Raw genomic sequence first — 17,456 nt, 5'->3', positions numbered from 1 at the left:
TGATGACAAAACTAACAGATAAGTTGCAGCGTGATATCGGCTACCAATTTAGCAACGCTGCATTACTCGAATTGGCGTTAACGCACCGCAGTGCCAATGGCACCCATAACGAGCGTCTCGAATTTTTAGGCGACTCGATTTTGAGCTTTGTGATTGCCGAGGATCTTTACCACCGTTTTCCGAAAGTGGACGAAGGCGACATGAGCCGAATGCGTGCTACCTTGGTGCGTGGTAACACCTTGGCGGAGATCGGACGTGAGTTTTCTCTGGGCGAAGTGATGCGCCTTGGCCCAGGAGAACTTAAAAGTGGCGGGTTTCGTCGTGACTCGATTCTCGCTGACGCCGTCGAAGCCTTGATTGGCGCGATTTTTTTGGACAGTGATATCAACCGAGTGCAGGAGATTATCCTGCAGTGGTATCAACACCGCCTCGAGACCATTGAGCCTGGCGCGAGTCAAAAAGATCCGAAAACCCGACTGCAAGAACACCTACAGGGTAAACGCAAACCCTTGCCGTCTTACACGGTGATGAAAGTGCGTGGTGAGGCACACAACCAAGAATTTACGGTAGAGTGCCAAGTATCAGGACTGGAGAGTTCTGTGATTGGAAAAGGCAGCAGCCGTCGCAAGGCAGAGCAAGCGGCTGCAGAACTCGCATTACAGAAGTTAACATAATGACTGATACACAGCGCTGTGGCTTTATTGCCATTGTAGGCCGTCCGAACGTCGGCAAATCAACATTACTGAACCGCTTAGTGGGGCAAAAGCTGTCGATCACTTCGCGGAAACCGCAGACCACACGTCACCGCATCATGGGGGTGGATACCCGTGATAACTATCAAGCGGTATACGTGGACACCCCAGGGCTGCACATCGAAGAAAAGCGCGCGATCAACCGCTTGATGAACCGTGCGGCGAACAGCTCATTAACCGATGTCGAACTGGTGTTATTTTTGGTCGATGGCACCCATTGGACCAAAGACGACGAGATGGTGCTCAACAAGTTAGCGCGCTCTGGTCTGCCAACGGTCTTGTTGGTCAATAAAGTCGATAATGTGAAAGAGAAAACCGAGCTCTTTCCACACCTTCAAACCTTGTCGGAAAAGATGGAGTTTGTTGACGTGATCCCGGTGTCCGCGAAACACGGCACCAATATCGATGTGGTTGAACAGAAGGTACGCGACGCGTTACCGGAAAGTGAGTTTTACTTCCCTGAAGAATACGTCACAGACCGCTCTCAGCGCTTTATGGCCTCTGAAATTATCCGCGAAAAGCTGATGCGCTTTACCGGTGAGGAGCTGCCTTACTCGGTCACCGTCGAAATCGAGCGCTTTGACTACAACCCAGAAACGGACGGGTTTCATATCAATGGTTTGATCTTGGTTGAGCGCAATGGCCAAAAGAAAATGGTCATTGGTAAAGGCGGCGAAAAGATCAAGCGCATTGGCCGTGAAGCGCGTCTAGACATGGAAGAGCTGTATGAGCGCAAGGTTTACCTTGAGCTTTGGGTAAAAGTGAAGTCAGGTTGGGCCGACGATGAGCGCGCGCTACGCAGCCTCGGTTATATCGACGATCTCTAAGTGACCCACTGATTCAGGTACCCATGCCAGGAGGAGAGAGTGAGTGGACGGGTTTCAACGCGGCTTTGTATTGCATACGCGCCCTTACAGTGAATCCAGTCTGCTTTTGGATATCTTTTCTGAGCACGAGGGGCGCGTGACTCTGCTTGCCAAAGGGGCGCGTCGGCCACGCTCGGCGATAAGAGGTGCCTTGCAGCCTTTTACCCCTTTGCTGCTCAAATGGGGGGGACGTGGTGAACTGCGCACTTTACGCAGTGCCGAAGCCACAGGCCTCGCCCTGCCGCTATCAGGCAATGCCCTGTATTCCGGTTTTTACCTCAATGAGCTGGTGATGCGTGTGCTGGAGCCTCACACGCCTTACCCGGCGTTATTTCATGACTATGTGACCGCATTGACCCAGCTGGCTCGCTACAATAATCCTGAGCCAGCCCTGCGTTGTTTTGAACTCGCGTTATTAGAAGCCTTGGGCTATGGGGTTGATTTTCTTCATTGTGCTGGCAGCGGTGACCCGATTAACGATAACATGACGTACTTGTATCGCGAGCAGCAAGGCTTTGTGGCATCGATCATGAAAAGCCAACACCGACAATTTACGGGGGCCGATCTGCGTGCGTTGGCGACGCGTCACTTTGAGACGGTCGCTCAGTTACGTGCCGCAAAGCGTTTTACTCGTATGGCGCTCAAGCCATATCTTGGCCCCAAGCCGCTCAAAAGCAGAGAATTGTTTAGAAGGAAATAATCATGGATAAAATCTACTTAGGTGTGAACATCGATCACATCGCGACAGTGCGCAATGCGCGTGGCACCGCGTATCCGGATCCTGTTCATGCCGCTGAGTTGGCAGAGCGTGCAGGCGCGGCTGGGATCACGGTTCATTTGCGTGAAGATCGCCGCCACATCACTGATCGTGATGTTCGCTTGCTTAAAGAAACCTTGCAAACCCGGATGAATTTGGAAATGGCGGTCACCGATGAAATGGTCGAAATAGCCTTGGAGACGCAGCCTGAGTTTGTATGTTTGGTGCCAGAAAAGCGTGAAGAGCTGACGACCGAAGGGGGCCTCGATGTCGCGGGCCAGCTGGATAAAGTCAAAGCCGCCACGCAAACGTTGAGCGAAGCGGGGATTAAGGTTTCCTTATTTATCGATGCCGACCGCACACAAATAGAAGCCGCTCACCAATGTGGCGCACCGTTTATTGAACTGCACACCGGGCATTACGCCGATGCCGCCAATGACAATGATCGCCAAGCCGAGTTGAAGAAAATCTCAGCGGCGGCCAGTTATGCGGTCGATTTGGGTATCAAAGTGAATGCGGGCCACGGCTTAACCTATCATAACGTCACGCCGATAGCGGCGATGCCAGAAATGCATGAGCTGAATATTGGTCACGCGATCATTGGCCGTGCCATGTTTGATGGTTTGCAAAAAGCCGTCGCGGATATGAAAGCGATCATGGAAGCGGCGCGTCGCTAAATGGCCATTGCTGGAATTGGTACTGACATTGTTGAGATTGCGCGTGTTGAAAAAGCCCTCGCGCGCCAACCACGCTTTGCTGCCAGGATCTTAACCGAGCCTGAGCAAGCCAATCTGGCGCGCCATCACGCGCCTGGACGTTTCCTCGCCAAGCGCTTTGCCGCCAAAGAAGCCGCCGCCAAGGCGCTTGGAACCGGCATTGCCAACGGGGTAACGTTCCACGACTTTATTATCACCAACCAGGCCTCGGGCCAACCTACCTTGCGCTTGTCGGGCCGAGCCGCGGAACTGGCGCAGGTGCGTGGCATTACACAGTGTTGGCTCACCCTCTCTGATGAAAAAGCGTATGCCATCGCGTATGTGGTGCTAGAAACCGCATAAGCTTACTGCTGTATGGCTGCACCTCACGCGGTGTGGCGTTCGATGTTTTATGAGGTACCCAAGTATTGTGGTGCCAATTGCTCAATGTGCGCAATTTCATCTTGCAGCTCTAACAGCTCTGGCTCGATAGCAGCCATATCCGCGCCTGCTTTTAGTTGGGTTTCGAGCTCATGACACAAGCTTTTTAGCTGCGGGACACCGCTATACGCGCAACTCCCATGGAGCTTGTGAATAGCGTGCCATAACTGATCACTCTCTAACTCTCCGGCCAATGCTTGCTCAACGGCCTCTTTCACCGAGTCAAACGAGGCCAATAACATGGTTAGCATCTCTTTCGCCAGATCCGTTTTGCCTGCCGCTTGATTGAGCGCGCGCTGCCAATCTAGGTGTCGCACACTTTGATCTTGGTTGGCTGACGGGCTTGGCGATGGGATACTTTGCGCTTGAGAGGCCGCCTCATCAAGATGCAGCCAGCGTGCGAGGGTACTCTCTAACATGGCTTCTTCAATTGGCTTGGTCAGGTAATCGTCCATCCCCGCTTCAAGGAGACGCTCACGTTCACCGGGCATCGCGTGGGCGGTCACCGCAATAATCGGTGTTTGCTGATTGAATCCCGCTTTGCGAATTTCTTGGCTAGCGGTGACACCGTCCATCTCTGGCATTTGGATGTCCATCAAAATAATATCAAACGCTTGTTGGTGGGCAAGCGCGACCGCTTTCACCCCATCTTCTGCGGTGATCACCTTCTCGACCCGTTCGGCCAGCAAGGCAGTGATCAGCTTTAAGTTGGCTGGATTATCATCGACGGTCATTACCGTATAAGGCGCTTTTTGTGATGCACTTGGCTTAGGCAAGGGTAAAGGCGTCGCCTCAGGGGACCCGATTAATGCCTCCAGCAGTTTACGTTGAGGGATAGGCTTGGCAATACAGGCGCTGACCCCGGCTTTTAATAGATGCTCAGACGCTTCTAGCTCAGTGGTTGGCAAACACACTACCACTGATTGCGCTTGCTGCTCGCAGACCTGCACCGCTTGTTGCATGGCATCAAGACTCGGCATGCTTCCCGCGTCGAAACAGAGCAAGGCAAAGTGATAGTGACGGTCCGTCAGCACATTGGTGCCAGATGCAGTGTCGACATTCAGCCCCACTTGCGTCAGCCGCTTACGCAAAATCTCGCGAGTGCGCGCATTCGGCTCAACGATCACGATGTCGCGACCCACCAAAGGTTCAATGTCGAGCGGTTGTGAAACTGGCAAATCGGTCTGCGTGAGCTGCAGGGTAAACCAGAAACTTGAGCCTTGGTGAAGGCGACTGGTAAAACCAATGTCACCGCCCATTTGTTGGACCAGTTTCTGTGTGATCACTAGGCCAAGGCCAGTACCACCATAGCGACGCGAAATGCTGGCGTCCGCCTGCCTAAAGGCTTGGAAAAGCTGTGCTTGCTGGCGTTCGGAAATGCCAATGCCAGTATCTTTAACCATTAACTGTAGCTCAACGGTTTCATCGTGAAGCTGCTTGAGATCGACACTGACATCAATATTCCCGCGCTCAGTAAACTTGGCGGCATTCCCAATCAGGTTTATCAGCACTTGTTGGATACGGAGTGGATCGCCCACGGCCCCTGCAGGAATACGCGCATCGGTCCGCAAGGTGAGCTCTAGTCCTTTCTCGTGCGCCATCGGCGCAAGCAGTCGCATCACTTCATCGAGCATGTCTTGAACATCAAACGGGATGTTTTCCAACAGCAGTTTGCCTGCTTCTAACTTAGAGAAGTCGAGGATGTCATTAATGATGGTGAGCAGGTTATTAGCCGACTTTTCAATGGTGAGCAAATAGTCACGCTGGCTGCTGCTGAGCTCGGTTTTGAGCATTTGACGCGTAAAGCCAATCACCCCGTTAAGTGGGGTACGTAGCTCGTGCGACATGTTGGCCAAGAACTCAGATTTAACCCGCGCCGCTTCTTGCGCATTTTTCTTGGCGATATCGAGTTCAACATTCTGAATTTCCAATTGCTCGAGGGTTTCGCGCAGATCACAGGTCGCCTGATCAATACTTTGCTGCATTTCTAAATGGTATTCCGACAACGAAATAGCCATCGCATTGATACCGTTTTTCAAGGTGTCGAGCTCACCGAGTAACTCACCCTCAATCCTGACATCAAGATGGCCGCGCCGAATTCTATCGACTAAGGTCACCATGTTACCAATCGGATGGGTGACATCCGCAATTAAGCGATAGGCAAAGAAGCATGACAATATTCCGCCCAAAGCAACCATCACCAGTGCGGTGATCATCTCCTGGTATTGCTTTAACCGCACCGAGCTCAAATCTAGCTCCATGGCAATATAGCCCAGCGGTCGCTCAACATTGAGGCCAGGGGTAAACCGACCAATCTCCAAAATAGGGGCGCGCAGAATCAAGGTATCCTGCTGTTGGCTTATCTGCAGTTGTGTGGGGATAGGTTGGCCACTGTTAACCGAGAGCATGGCAAGATCGCGGTGATAGTTCGAGGTGACAAATAGCTCGTTACGTCGGTCGAACACGGCAATACTGCGCACAAACTGTGAGTGCTGGCGGTGCGCAAAGCCAATTAGCCGGCGTACGTTTTCACGGCTATCATTTTTCAATCCGACTTCGCTGGCAATCGCCAGTGGCTCGATGATCGCAGAGCCGGTGACCGTCAGTTGCTGTTCAAGATCTTGGTAGCGGGTGCTGGTAAAAAACGCGCTCAGTAATAGGCCGACAATCAACGTTGGGGCAATGGTCAGAACAGAGACACGGGTGCGGAGGCCATATTTGGTCATGCTAGATAAACTATGGGAAAATAATCACGACATTTAGCCGTCAGTGTACATGATTCAATCACAAAATAGTCAGCGAACTATCACAACTCCCACTGGCAGGATCTCTTGACTGGCTTGGCGACAAGCTTTTAACACTGGAATCGATAATGGCGCGCTTTTTTAAGCCTGAGAAAAAGAAAAAGGTTGAGCAAAAGCATCAACTGCTGACCATAGAACGCTTGGACCATCATGGTGACGGAGTGGGTTTTTTGCAGAAAAAACCTGTTTTTGTCCCGGGAACCTTGCCCGGCGAACAAGCCTTGGTGCAATTGACCGAACAAAAGCGTCAATATGCGCGCGGTCAATTAATTAAGTTGGATAACCAGGCCGCGCAGCGTATTGAGCCTGGTTGTCCTCTTTACCAACAGTGTGGGGGCTGTAGTCTTCAACACTTGGATCACCAAGCACAGGTCGCACACAAGCAGCAAACGCTCAATGAGTTGATGCAAAAATTTGCAGGTGATGAGATAACGCTGTCAACGCCGATAGAAGATGCGGCTTGGCATTATCGTCGTCGTGCGCGGATCAGCTTGCAGGTGGATAAAAAAGGGGCATTGGCGATGGGATTTCGCGCCCGTCAACGAAGCGCGATCATCACAGTGAATCAGTGCCCGGTGTTAAGCGCACCACTCAACCGCCTCCTGTCTAGCTTACGCCCTTGTTTAGAAAGCCTGCGTGGCCGTCGTGTATTGGGACACTTAGACGTCATTGACGCTGACAACACATCAGTGGTCTCACTGCGTACCACTAAGGGCTTGCACAACGACGATCGCCACGCGTTAATGGCGTGGGCACAGACGCAAGACTGCACACTGTATTTGTATCAAGGCGACATGGCACCGGAGCGCCTTGTCGGGCCTGCGCCCTATTATAATGTGGCAGGTTGTCAATTGGCGTTTGCGCCCAGTGACTTTATTCAAGTCAATGCGAAGGTCAACCAAGAAATGGTAGGGCAAGCACTTGACTGGCTCGCCCTTGAGCAAGACGATCGCGTGTTGGATCTTTTCTGTGGCTTGGGTAACTTTAGCGTGCCAATGGCTAAGCGTGTGAAACATGTGGTAGGCATTGAAGGTGTGCAAGCTATGGTGGACCAAGCAGCGAATAACGCGGCAAAAAACGGCTGTGAGAACGCCGAGTTTTACCAAGCTGACTTGAACAGTGACGCGCTGATGGGTGAATGGGCGCAACAGGATTTTACCAAAATCTTACTCGATCCGGCACGTGCGGGGGCTGCTGGTGTCATAGACTTTGTGGCACAATCTAAGGCTTCACATATTGTGTATGTGTCTTGTAACCCTGCCACGCTAGCACGTGATGCGCGCGTATTGCTCGATAATGGCTATCAGCTGGTCACGCTTGGTATGTTGGATATGTTTCCACAAACAGGACACATGGAGTCGATGGCTTTGTTCATGCCTGTCACCAAACGGTTGGCATAATACAAGTTTGGCCCTCGTGGCCTGTCGATACGGATACGCCTCTCTTGTCACTCGAGAGATAAGGATAGGAACGGTTATGGTTGCGGTACGAGAAGCCCACCTACACGAAGACGAAGCGTTTGATCTCAATACCTGGGTTCAACGGTTAGGGCAAGATCCCTCAACCACTCAGGCGTTGGTAGATGGTTATCAATACTGCCGAACATTGAGCGACGATGAAGCCGTGCTCAGCCAGCCACTATGGCGTGGCCGGGAGATGATTGAAATCCTCGTCACCTTGAGCATGGATGCTGATACCTTATTGGCAGCCCTGTTTTTCCCCGTGGTTGAGGCGGAGCTTATCAGCCTCGATACCCTTGCGGACGCTTACTCAACCTCTATCGTCAAACTGATAGAAGGGGTACAACAGACGGCGGCCATTCGCCACTTAAATACCCAAACCGAGACAGAAGCGACCTCGTCTCAGGTTGATAACGTACGTCGTATGCTGTTATCGATGGTCGAAGACTTTCGCTGCGTGGTGATCAAGCTGGCGGAGCGCATCTGCCATTTACGCGAAGTGAAAGAGGCGGAGGAATCTGTCCGCCAACAAGCGGCAAAAGAGAGCGCCAACATTTATGCCCCCCTGGCTAACCGGTTAGGCATTGGTCAGTTAAAGTGGGAGTTGGAAGACTACGCGTTCCGTTACCAGCATGCGCAAACCTACAAACAAATCGCCAAGCAACTCGCGGAAAGACGGATTGATCGCGAAAATTACATCACTGATTTTGTCGACGATCTGCAGCAGGCGATGGAAGCGTCCAACATCAATGCGCAAGTTTATGGTCGCCCCAAACACATTTACAGCATCTGGCGTAAAATGCAGAAAAAGAACCTGCAGTTTGACGAGTTGTTTGACGTGCGTGCGGTACGCATCATCGCAGAAGAGCTACAAGATTGTTACGCCGCGTTAGGGGCCGTGCACACCAAATTCCGCCATCTGCCCAAAGAGTTTGATGATTACGTCGCCAACCCGAAACCCAATGGTTATCAATCCATTCATACTGTGGTGCTGGGGCCGGAAGGTAAACCGGTAGAAATTCAAATCCGCACCAAACAAATGCACGATGATGCAGAGCTTGGGGTCGCTGCACACTGGAAGTATAAAGAAGGGGCGGCCAGTGGGCGCAGTGGGTACGACGAGAAAATTACCTGGCTGCGTAAACTGTTGGCATGGCAAGAAGAAATGTCAGACTCGGGTGAAATGCTCGATGAGCTGCGCAGCCAAGTGTTTGACGACCGGGTTTATGCCTTTACCCCGCGCGGCGATGTCGTGGACTTACCCAGCGGCGCCACGCCGTTGGATTTTGCTTACCATATTCACTCCGAGGTAGGGCATCGGTGTATCGGAGCGAAAGTGGAAGGGCGTATTGTCCCGTTCACTTATCACCTTCAAATGGGCGACCAGGTAGAAATCATTACCCAAAAAGAGCCCAACCCCTCGCGAGATTGGCTAAACCCCAGCCATGGCTTTGTGAATTCGAGCCGGGCACGCGCCAAAATCAATGCTTGGTTCCGCAAACAGGATAAAGATAAGAACATTGCCGCGGGTAAAGAGATTTTGGATACCGAGCTGCAAAAAATCGGTGGTACCAGCAAAGACGCTCAACTCGCGCTCAAACGCTTTAATGTGAATACACTGGATGAGCTCTACGCGGGAGTTGGTAGCGGTGATTTGCGTATTAATCAGGTGGTTAACCATATCAATGGCCTGATTAACAAGCCAAGTCTTGAAGAAGAAGAGCAACAGCTTTTAGAGAAGCTGCAACAAAGTGAGCAAAAGCCGAATACGGGCAAGGCGCACCGTGATGCAGTGGTTGTGGAGGGGGTTGATAACTTAATGACTCACCTTGCGCGTTGTTGTCAGCCATTACCCGGTGATGAGATCAAAGGTTTTGTCACCCAAGGGCGGGGTATCTCTGTGCACCGCGCTGATTGTGAGCAACTCAACGAACTGAGTCATCACGCGCCCGAGCGCATTATTGCCACGGTTTGGGGTAAAGGGCACATTGGTCAGTACCATGTGCGGATCCGCTTATCTGCCAATGAGCGTACCGGGTTGGTCAAAGACATCAATACCGTGCTCAGCAATGAAAAAGCACGCGTAGCGGGCATGCAAAGTCGCGTGGATTACAAAAAACAAATGTCTATTATGGATTTTGATTTAGAAATCTCCGATCTCGACACCCTGAGCCGCGTGGTTAACCGGCTTGAACAAGTAAAAGATGTGGTCGAGGCCAAACGTCTTCGCTAATCATCCTTCGCCCTGTCTCGACAGGGCGTTTTTTTAGAAGGAATGCTTTTATGGCTCCTATCGAGCAATTACTGACCATTATGGCTACCTTACGTGATCCCGACAAAGGTTGTGATTGGGACAACGCGCAACACTTCGCCTCCATCGTGCCTCATACGCTAGAAGAAGCCTATGAAGTGGCGGATGCCATTGAACGTGAAAACTGGTCAGACCTAAAAGATGAGCTCGGTGACCTACTTTTTCAAATTGTGTTCTACAGTCAATTGGGGCGGGAAGAAAACCATTTTGATTTTGAGGATGTGGTGCGCGGCATTTGCGACAAACTCATCCGTCGTCATCCTCATGTTTTTGGTCCCAAAGATGCGCAGGGAAAGCCTTTAATGGCACCAGATTGGGAAGGTATCAAAGCGAAAGAGCGCGCCGAGAAATCGTCCTCTGTGCAACCGGAAAGTGTGCTCGATGGGGTGACACAAGGCTTACCCGCCTTAATACGAGCGTATAAATTGCAAAAGCGTTGTGCACGTGTGGGCTTTGATTGGCCGACTGTCGCCCCTGTGATAGATAAAGTGCGGGAAGAGATTGAAGAAGTCGAGCAAGAGCTGGCGCAAACTTCTGTCAATCAGGCGCGTGTGGATGAAGAAGTCGGGGACTTGTTATTCGCGGTGGTAAATTTGGCTCGCCACCTAGGGACAGATGCCGAGCAAGCCCTACGCCGTGCCAACCAAAAATTTGAATCTCGCTTTCGTAAGGTTGAAAACCACTTACGTGATAATGAAAAAAACATTCAACAATGTCAGCTAGATGAACTAGAATCGGCATGGCAGGCCGTCAAAAAGGCGAATAAGTAAATATCCTGTAATTGGCATAATTGATTTGTGACAATTAAAAACACCAGGGTGTGTGGTAGCTTTCACATTGTGGGAGTCAATGGGGTCTGGTATCATAATGTCCCGTCCAGAACTTCATTAATTTCCTCTAAATCCAACTCTCAGGTTTAGCATGACGACGAACTACATTTTTGTTACGGGCGGTGTTGTATCCTCCCTCGGTAAGGGTATTGCTGCAGCCTCATTGGCAGCCATTCTTGAAGCGCGTGGCCTTAACGTCACCATCATGAAACTCGACCCTTATATCAACGTGGATCCAGGGACAATGAGCCCTACCCAACACGGGGAAGTATTCGTCACGGAAGACGGCGCAGAGACCGACCTTGATCTCGGCCACTACGAGCGCTTTATCCGCACCAAAATGACCAAGCGTAATAACTTTACCTCCGGTCGTGTGTATGCGGATGTACTGCGCAAAGAGCGCCGTGGAGATTACCTGGGAGCCACCATTCAGGTGATTCCACACATCACCAATTCGATCAAAGACCGCATCATCGCCGGTGGTGAAGGTCACGATATTGCCATTGTCGAAATCGGCGGGACAGTGGGCGACATTGAGTCGCTGCCGTTTTTAGAAGCGATTCGTCAGCTGACCGTTGAAGTCGGCCGCGAACATGCCATGTTTATGCACTTGACTCTGGTCCCTTATTTGGCGGCCGCGGGTGAAGTGAAAACCAAGCCAACGCAACATTCGGTGAAAGAGCTGCTATCGATTGGTATCCAGCCTGATGTACTGGTGTGTCGTAGTGAGCGCCCGATCCCGGCCAATGAGCGCGCGAAAATTGCGCTGTTCTGTAATGTGGCAGAAAAAGCCGTGATCACCATGAAAGACGTAGACTCTATCTACAAAATCCCATCACTCATCCGCTCTCAAGGCTTGGATGATCTGGTTTGCAGCCGCTTTGGCATTGAAGCGGCGGAAGCTGACCTGTCAGAGTGGGAACAGGTCAGCTACGAAGAAGCCAACCCAATGGGCGAAGTGACCATTGGTATGGTGGGTAAATATATCGAGTTGCCGGATGCGTATAAATCTGTCAACGAAGCGTTGAAGCACGGTGGGTTGAAAAACCGTCTCACCGTCAACATCAAGTATGTAGACTCGCAAGATCTTGAAACACGTGGCACGGAAATGCTGCAAGACTTGGATGCTATCTTGGTACCAGGTGGATTTGGTGACCGAGGTGTAGAGGGCAAGATCCTGGCGGCACAATATGCGCGTGAAAATAAACTGCCGTATCTCGGCATTTGCCTAGGAATGCAGGTTGCCCTGATTGAATACGCGCGTAACGTCGCGGGTATGGAAGGCGCAAACTCGACCGAGTTTAACAAAGAGAGTAAATACCCAGTGGTGGGTCTGATCACCGAGTGGGTGGATGAAGAAGGCAAAGTGGAAGAGCGCAGTGAAACCTCTGATCTGGGCGGTACCATGCGTCTTGGCGCACAGCTTTGTCATCTTACGGAAGGGTCTAAAGCACACCAGCTTTATGGCAACACGCAGATCCACGAGCGTCATCGCCACCGTTATGAAGTGAACAACTTATTGCGTCCGCAGCTAGAAAAAGCGGGGCTTTCAATCTCAGGCTTGTCTGCAGATAAAAAGCTGGTGGAGATCATCGAGAACCCTGAGCACCCATGGTTTGTTGCGTGCCAGTTCCACCCAGAATTCACGTCGACACCACGTGATGGTCACCCACTGTTTGCCGGGTTTGTTGCGGCGGCAGGCAAAAAACAGCGCGGTGAGCTATAAACGAGATTCGAGCGGTCGCCTGAACGTAGGCAGCCGCTTTTATTTTTAAAAACAATGACAGACGAGAGGAATCACAATGTCTAAGATCGTTAAAGTTCTAGGCCGTGAAATCATCGATTCACGCGGTAACCCAACCGTTGAAGCTGAAGTACACCTAGAAGGTGGCTTCGTTGGTATGGCGGCAGCACCTTCAGGTGCATCAACGGGTTCTCGCGAAGCGCTAGAACTGCGTGATGGTGACAAGTCACGTTTCATGGGTAAAGGCGTTCTAAAAGCGATTGAAGCGGTTAACGGCCCAATCGCCGAAGCCCTACAAGGTAAAGACGCGAAAGCCCAAGCCGATATCGACCAAGTGATGATCGATCTCGACGGCACTGACAACAAATCTAAATTTGGTGCGAATGCTATCCTGGCGGTGTCTCTTGCTAACGCAAAAGCAGCCGCGGCTGCGAAAGGCATGCCTTTGTTTGAACACATTGCTGAACTAAACGGCACAGCTGGTCAGTTCTCAATGCCTCTGCCAATGATGAACATCCTTAACGGTGGTGAGCACGCGGATAACAACGTTGATATCCAAGAGTTCATGATCCAGCCTGTTGGCGCGAAAACCCTGAAAGAAGCACTGCGCATCGGTGCGGAAGTATTCCACAACCTCGCAAAAGTACTGAAAGCCAAAGGCCTAAGCACTGCCGTGGGTGACGAAGGTGGTTTTGCACCGAACCTAGAATCAAACGCTGCTGCACTGGCTGCGATTAAAGAAGCGGTTGAGCAAGCGGGCTACGAGCTGGGTAAAGACATCACTCTTGCGATGGACTGTGCGGCGTCTGAGTTCTATGACAAAGAGCAAGGCATCTACAACATGAAAGGTGAAGGTAAAACCTTCTCTTCAGAAGAGTTTAACCATTACTTGGCAAAACTGGCTGAAGAATACCCAATCGTGTCTATCGAAGATGGCCTAGACGAGTCAGATTGGGATGGCTTTAAGCACCAAACTGAACTGCTGGGTGATAAACTTCAGCTAGTGGGTGATGACCTGTTCGTAACCAACACCAAGATCCTCAAAGAAGGTATCGACAAAGGTGTGGCGAACTCTATCCTGATCAAGTTCAACCAGATCGGTTCTCTGACCGAAACGCTGGCGGCGATCAAGATGGCGAAAGACGCAGGCTACACAGCCGTGATCTCTCACCGTTCAGGTGAAACAGAAGACGCCACCATCGCTGACTTGGCGGTTGGTACGGCTGCAGGCCAAATCAAAACCGGTTCGATGAGCCGTTCTGATCGTGTGGCTAAGTACAACCAGCTAATCCGTATTGAAGACGCGCTGGGTGAAAAAGCACCATTTAATGGTCTAAAAGAAGTGAAAGGCCAATAATCGGCACTTAAGCACTTTTTGCCAAAAGCCGTCCCGTTTAACGGGGCGGCTTTTTTCATTTAGGAAAACCATGACACCAGCCAGCGGATCCGCTAGCCTATGCGGTTAGTCAATCAGGGTGTGAATACCCTGAGCCGATATTGGAAGGAGTACAGGTATGAGGCTGCTATCGGTTGCACTGTTTCTCACGCTCGTGTGGCTGCAGTACGAACTGTGGCTGGGTAAAAATGGCGTGACAGACTATTGGCAAATTGAAGCCAATGTCGCCGTACAGCAACAAGCCAACCAAAAACTCGTTAAGCGTAACCAGCAAATGTACGCAGAAATTGCGGATTTGAAGCGTGGGCAAGAAGCGATTGAAGAGCGCGCACGCAACGAGCTGGGCATGATAAAGCCGGACGAGACATTTTTCCGATTAGTCGATAAATCCCAGTAACTGACAGCCGTTGACTGGCGGTACAACCAAAGAAGATAACTTGTGGTCGAACAACCCCCTTTGCAGCACAACACCGCTTTACAGCCCGGAATAAGCGCCGTGGTACCTGCCGCAGGTGTCGGCAGCAGGATGCAAGCTAGCTGCCCGAAACAATACCTCCCTCTAGCCGGCAAAATGTTGATTGAGCATACCGTTGAGCGTTTACTCTCTCACCCTGCCGTGGCTGACGTGATCATCGCCATTGGTGCTGACGATAGCTACTTTGCGCACACTCGCTTGAGTGAGCGTCCGAATGTGCGTGTGGTCTTGGGTGGAGCGACGCGTGCCGCGTCGGTGCAAGCTGGACTCGATGTGGTCAATACGCAATGGGTGATGGTGCATGATGCCGCACGCCCTTGTGTGTCGCATGCCGATATCGACGCCTTGATTAGACAGGCGCAATCTCACCCTGATGGCGCCTTACTCGCGGCGCCGGTTAGAGACACCATGAAGCGTGCGGACGCGCAAGGGCAGGTGGCTCACACTGTCGAGCGTGAGGCGCTTTGGCATGCATTGACCCCACAAATGTTTTTAACCCAAACGCTAATCCAGGCACTTAATGTGGCAGGCGATCAGGTGACTGACGAAGCGTCTGCCGTTGAAGCGCTTGGGGGGAAGCCTGTGCTGGTCCCTGCCAGTGCCAGCAACATAAAAGTCACCCACCCTGAGGATAAGTGGTTGGCCGAGTTTTACCTTTCACAACAAGAAGGCAAATCATGATTCGAATTGGACATGGGTTTGATGTACACAAATTTGGTGGTGATGGCCCGGTGATCATTGGTGGTGTGGCTGTGCCTTATGAGCAAGGGTTGCTTGCGCACTCGGACGGTGATGTGGCACTCCATGCACTGTGTGATGCCCTGTTGGGCGCGATTGCTGCCGGTGACATTGGCCAGCATTTCCCAGACACCAGTGATGAGTGGAAAGGCGCCGACAGCCGTATGCTGCTGCGCGACGTTTACCGCAAAGTACAAGACAAAGGCTATTGCTTGGGCAATGCAGATATCACTATCATCGCGCAAGCGCCTAAAATGGGCCCACATATCGACGCAATGCGTGAAACCATCGCCAGTGATTTGTGTGTGACGGTGGATGCGGTTAACGTCAAAGCCACCACCTCAGAGCGTTTGGGGTTTACCGGACGCAAAGAAGGCATTGCCTGTGAGGCGGTGGTGCTATTAAACAAAGAGGCCGTATGACAGACTTACTCGCGCCCTTGGCTTACTTACATGGCCAACCGACACAGTCAGGAACGTTAAAAGCGTCACCGGACGATTTTATTGTCTCAGAATCCCTGGGTTTCACCCCATCAGGTCAAGGTGAACACTTTTTAGTGCGAATTAAAAAGCGTGGTGAAAATACCAAATACGTCGCCAATGAGCTGGCAAAAGCCTGTGGGGTTAGCTCGCGGCAAGTGAGCTGGGCGGGCCTTAAAGATCGTCACGCCGTGACAGAGCAATGGTTCAGTGTTCATTTGCCAGGCAAAGCGGATCCGGATTTAGCGGCGTTTGTCCAAAATCATCCAGGCGTTGTGAGCATTGAAGGGACAGCCCGGCATCAGCATAAATTGCGTCCTGGCGATCTGACCGGCAATCAGTTCACGCTCTGCATTCGTGATCTGGCGTCGCCACAGGCTTTAGTGCCGCGCTTAGCCGCGATAGCCGAGCAGGGCGTGCCCAATTACTTTGGTGCACAGCGCTTTGGCCGTGATGGCAATAATGTTGAGATGGCACGCGCTTGGGGACGTGGAGAGAAAAAAGTCCGTGACAAAAGCAAACGTAGTTTTTATCTCTCAGCAGCCCGGTCGCTGCTGTTTAATCAAGTCGTCTCTGCACGAATAGAGGCGGATGCCTTTACCTCTACCTTGGCGGGTGACCTGTGTCTCGACACGCAGCAGCAAACGTACTTGGTTGAGCAGGCAGGGCAGTGTCATTCTGCGATCACCGGCCCTCTGACCGGCGATAATGCGTTGCCCACTGAGGGGCAAGCACAGCACTTTGAGCAAGCGGTGGTCGACAAAGAGCCTGAGCTATTAGCCGTGATCCGTGATAATCGCATGCGTCATGACCGTCGTGTGTTGTGTTTACTGCCGCAAGAGATGACTTGGACACACGATGCTGACACCTTAACCGTGAGTTTCTTTTTACCCGCGGGCGCATTTGCCACCGCGGTGATGCGAGAGTTAGTCGTCGCGAGCCCACAAGGAGAGCACAATGCGAATATTGATTAGTAACGACGACGGTTACCATGCTCAAGGGATCCAAACCTTGACCGAAGCGTTATCGACCATCGCAGATGTGGTGGTGGCCGCGCCGGATCGTAATTGTTCAGGCGCGTCAAATTCACTCACATTGGAAAACCCCTTACGCGTGCGCGAACTTGGACCTCAGCGTTATGCGGTTCAGGGGACCCCCACAGACTCGGTGCATTTGGCGCTACGGCAATTGGTACCCTGGGAGCCTGATTTTGTGATCACTGGGATTAACCATGGTGCTAACCTCGGTGATGATGTGCTTTACTCGGGGACAGTGGCCGCGGCGACAGAGGGCTTTTTCCTGGGCGCGCCAGCTATTGCAGTCTCACTATGTGGTCACCAACACTTTGAGACAGCTGCACATGTAGTGAAACAATTCTTAGCCAAGAACCAGCGCCATGCCGCGCCCAGTCACCGCCTCATTAATATTAATGTGCCCGATGTGCCAATCGATAGCCTAGAGGGGTGGAAAGTGACACGTCTTGGCGCCCGTCATCATGCCGAAGACGTTATAAAACAAAGCGATCCGCGGGGCAAACCGATATACTGGGTCGGTGCGCCAGGTCAAACCCAAGATGCAGGGCCGGGAACCGATTTTCACGCCATTGCGGCGCAGTACGTTTCTATTACGCCACTGCAGGTAGACTTAACCGCCCATGATACCCTAGGCGTGTTTTCACAATGGTTAAGTGAGTAGGCGGCAAACACGT

16 protein-coding genes are annotated in these 17,456 nt (G+C 51.7%); 15 read left to right on the top strand and 1 reads right to left on the bottom strand.

What is annotated here, in order from left to right; genetic code table 11:
* Positions 1-2: 2 nt before the first annotated feature.
* Genes rnc through acpS form a run of 5 tightly spaced genes read left to right on the top strand, consistent with a single transcriptional unit; the run spans position 3 to position 3,433 of the window.
* Positions 3-674, top strand: a complete 672-nt coding sequence (gene rnc, locus EHW56_RS08105) for a ribonuclease III (protein WP_046074214.1) — start codon at positions 3-5, stop codon at positions 672-674.
* On the top strand, positions 674-1,579 hold the full coding sequence (era, locus tag EHW56_RS08100; protein WP_046074087.1) for a GTPase Era: 906 nt from the start codon (positions 674-676) through the stop codon (positions 1,577-1,579). The genes rnc and era overlap by 1 nt, the downstream gene beginning before the upstream one ends.
* A 43-nt stretch (positions 1,580-1,622) precedes the next feature.
* On the top strand, positions 1,623-2,318 hold the full coding sequence (recO, locus tag EHW56_RS08095) for a DNA repair protein RecO (protein WP_046074088.1): 696 nt from the start codon (positions 1,623-1,625) through the stop codon (positions 2,316-2,318).
* A 2-nt stretch (positions 2,319-2,320) separates the two neighbouring features.
* Positions 2,321-3,052, top strand: a complete 732-nt coding sequence (gene pdxJ / locus EHW56_RS08090) for a pyridoxine 5'-phosphate synthase (protein ID WP_077638533.1) — start codon at positions 2,321-2,323, stop codon at positions 3,050-3,052.
* Positions 3,053-3,433, top strand: coding sequence for a holo-ACP synthase (acpS, locus tag EHW56_RS08085; RefSeq protein ID WP_046074090.1), 381 nt, complete (start codon positions 3,053-3,055; stop codon positions 3,431-3,433). It abuts the gene before it with no gap.
* Positions 3,434-3,480: 47 nt separating this feature from the next.
* On the opposite strand, the gene barA is transcribed toward acpS, so the two are convergent.
* Positions 3,481-6,237: a two-component sensor histidine kinase BarA gene (gene barA, locus EHW56_RS08080; protein ID WP_152794950.1), complete on the bottom strand. Its 2,757-nt coding sequence runs from the start codon at positions 6,235-6,237 to the stop codon at positions 3,481-3,483.
* A 146-nt stretch (positions 6,238-6,383) separates the two neighbouring features.
* On the opposite strand from barA, the gene rlmD reads away from it, so the two are divergent.
* From rlmD to surE, 10 genes are all read left to right on the top strand, one after another.
* Positions 6,384-7,715: a 23S rRNA (uracil(1939)-C(5))-methyltransferase RlmD gene (gene rlmD, locus EHW56_RS08075; RefSeq protein WP_152794948.1), complete on the top strand. Its 1,332-nt coding sequence runs from the start codon at positions 6,384-6,386 to the stop codon at positions 7,713-7,715.
* A 76-nt stretch (positions 7,716-7,791) separates the two neighbouring features.
* On the top strand, positions 7,792-10,008 hold the full coding sequence (gene relA / locus EHW56_RS08070) for a GTP diphosphokinase (RefSeq protein WP_046074093.1): 2,217 nt from the start codon (positions 7,792-7,794) through the stop codon (positions 10,006-10,008).
* Between the two features lie 50 nt (positions 10,009-10,058).
* Positions 10,059-10,856: a nucleoside triphosphate pyrophosphohydrolase gene (mazG, locus tag EHW56_RS08065; RefSeq protein ID WP_152794946.1), complete on the top strand. Its 798-nt coding sequence runs from the start codon at positions 10,059-10,061 to the stop codon at positions 10,854-10,856.
* A gap of 151 nt (positions 10,857-11,007) precedes the next feature.
* Positions 11,008-12,642, top strand: coding sequence for a CTP synthase (locus EHW56_RS08060; RefSeq protein ID WP_046074095.1), 1,635 nt, complete (start codon positions 11,008-11,010; stop codon positions 12,640-12,642).
* Between the two features lie 76 nt (positions 12,643-12,718).
* Positions 12,719-14,017 (top strand): phosphopyruvate hydratase, encoded by a 1,299-nt coding sequence (eno, locus tag EHW56_RS08055; RefSeq protein WP_046074096.1) that lies wholly within the window; start codon positions 12,719-12,721, stop codon positions 14,015-14,017.
* A gap of 157 nt (positions 14,018-14,174) precedes the next feature.
* Entirely contained in the window at positions 14,175-14,453 is a 279-nt protein-coding gene (gene ftsB, locus EHW56_RS08050) for a cell division protein FtsB (RefSeq protein WP_046074097.1), read from the top strand.
* A 42-nt stretch (positions 14,454-14,495) separates the two neighbouring features.
* Complete coding sequence (gene ispD, locus EHW56_RS08045; RefSeq protein ID WP_046074098.1) at positions 14,496-15,212, top strand: 2-C-methyl-D-erythritol 4-phosphate cytidylyltransferase; 717 nt, start codon at positions 14,496-14,498, stop codon at positions 15,210-15,212.
* Complete coding sequence (gene ispF / locus EHW56_RS08040; RefSeq protein WP_077578935.1) at positions 15,209-15,691, top strand: 2-C-methyl-D-erythritol 2,4-cyclodiphosphate synthase; 483 nt, start codon at positions 15,209-15,211, stop codon at positions 15,689-15,691. Before ispD ends, ispF begins: the two co-directional genes overlap by 4 nt.
* On the top strand, positions 15,688-16,722 hold the full coding sequence (truD, locus tag EHW56_RS08035; protein WP_152794944.1) for a tRNA pseudouridine(13) synthase TruD: 1,035 nt from the start codon (positions 15,688-15,690) through the stop codon (positions 16,720-16,722). The genes ispF and truD overlap by 4 nt, the downstream gene beginning before the upstream one ends.
* Positions 16,706-17,443 (top strand): 5'/3'-nucleotidase SurE, encoded by a 738-nt coding sequence (gene surE, locus EHW56_RS08030; RefSeq protein ID WP_046074101.1) that lies wholly within the window; start codon positions 16,706-16,708, stop codon positions 17,441-17,443. Before truD ends, surE begins: the two co-directional genes overlap by 17 nt.
* The last annotated feature ends 13 nt before the right edge of the window (positions 17,444-17,456 follow it).

This window comes from Salinivibrio sp. VGrn1 (genome assembly GCF_009377995.1).
In the GTDB taxonomy this organism is placed as follows: domain Bacteria; phylum Pseudomonadota; class Gammaproteobacteria; order Enterobacterales; family Vibrionaceae; genus Salinivibrio; species Salinivibrio siamensis.
Note: the sequence above shows the minus strand (reverse complement) of the source record. Positions and strands in the feature narration are given on the sequence as shown.

Coding starts and splice junctions, on each gene's coding strand:
- truD (WP_152794944.1), top strand. CDS start 15,688: ATGACAGACTTACTCGCGCCCTTGGCTTACTTACATGGCCAACCGACA.
- ftsB (WP_046074097.1), top strand. CDS start 14,175: ATGAGGCTGCTATCGGTTGCACTGTTTCTCACGCTCGTGTGGCTGCAG.
- ispF (WP_077578935.1), top strand. CDS start 15,209: ATGATTCGAATTGGACATGGGTTTGATGTACACAAATTTGGTGGTGAT.
- eno (WP_046074096.1), top strand. CDS start 12,719: ATGTCTAAGATCGTTAAAGTTCTAGGCCGTGAAATCATCGATTCACGC.
- barA (WP_152794950.1), bottom strand. CDS start 6,237: ATGACCAAATATGGCCTCCGCACCCGTGTCTCTGTTCTGACCATTGCC.
- surE (WP_046074101.1), top strand. CDS start 16,706: ATGCGAATATTGATTAGTAACGACGACGGTTACCATGCTCAAGGGATC.
- rnc (WP_046074214.1), top strand. CDS start 3: ATGACAAAACTAACAGATAAGTTGCAGCGTGATATCGGCTACCAATTT.
- mazG (WP_152794946.1), top strand. CDS start 10,059: ATGGCTCCTATCGAGCAATTACTGACCATTATGGCTACCTTACGTGAT.
- acpS (WP_046074090.1), top strand. CDS start 3,053: ATGGCCATTGCTGGAATTGGTACTGACATTGTTGAGATTGCGCGTGTT.
- era (WP_046074087.1), top strand. CDS start 674: ATGACTGATACACAGCGCTGTGGCTTTATTGCCATTGTAGGCCGTCCG.
- pdxJ (WP_077638533.1), top strand. CDS start 2,321: ATGGATAAAATCTACTTAGGTGTGAACATCGATCACATCGCGACAGTG.
- rlmD (WP_152794948.1), top strand. CDS start 6,384: ATGGCGCGCTTTTTTAAGCCTGAGAAAAAGAAAAAGGTTGAGCAAAAG.
- relA (WP_046074093.1), top strand. CDS start 7,792: ATGGTTGCGGTACGAGAAGCCCACCTACACGAAGACGAAGCGTTTGAT.
- EHW56_RS08060 (WP_046074095.1), top strand. CDS start 11,008: ATGACGACGAACTACATTTTTGTTACGGGCGGTGTTGTATCCTCCCTC.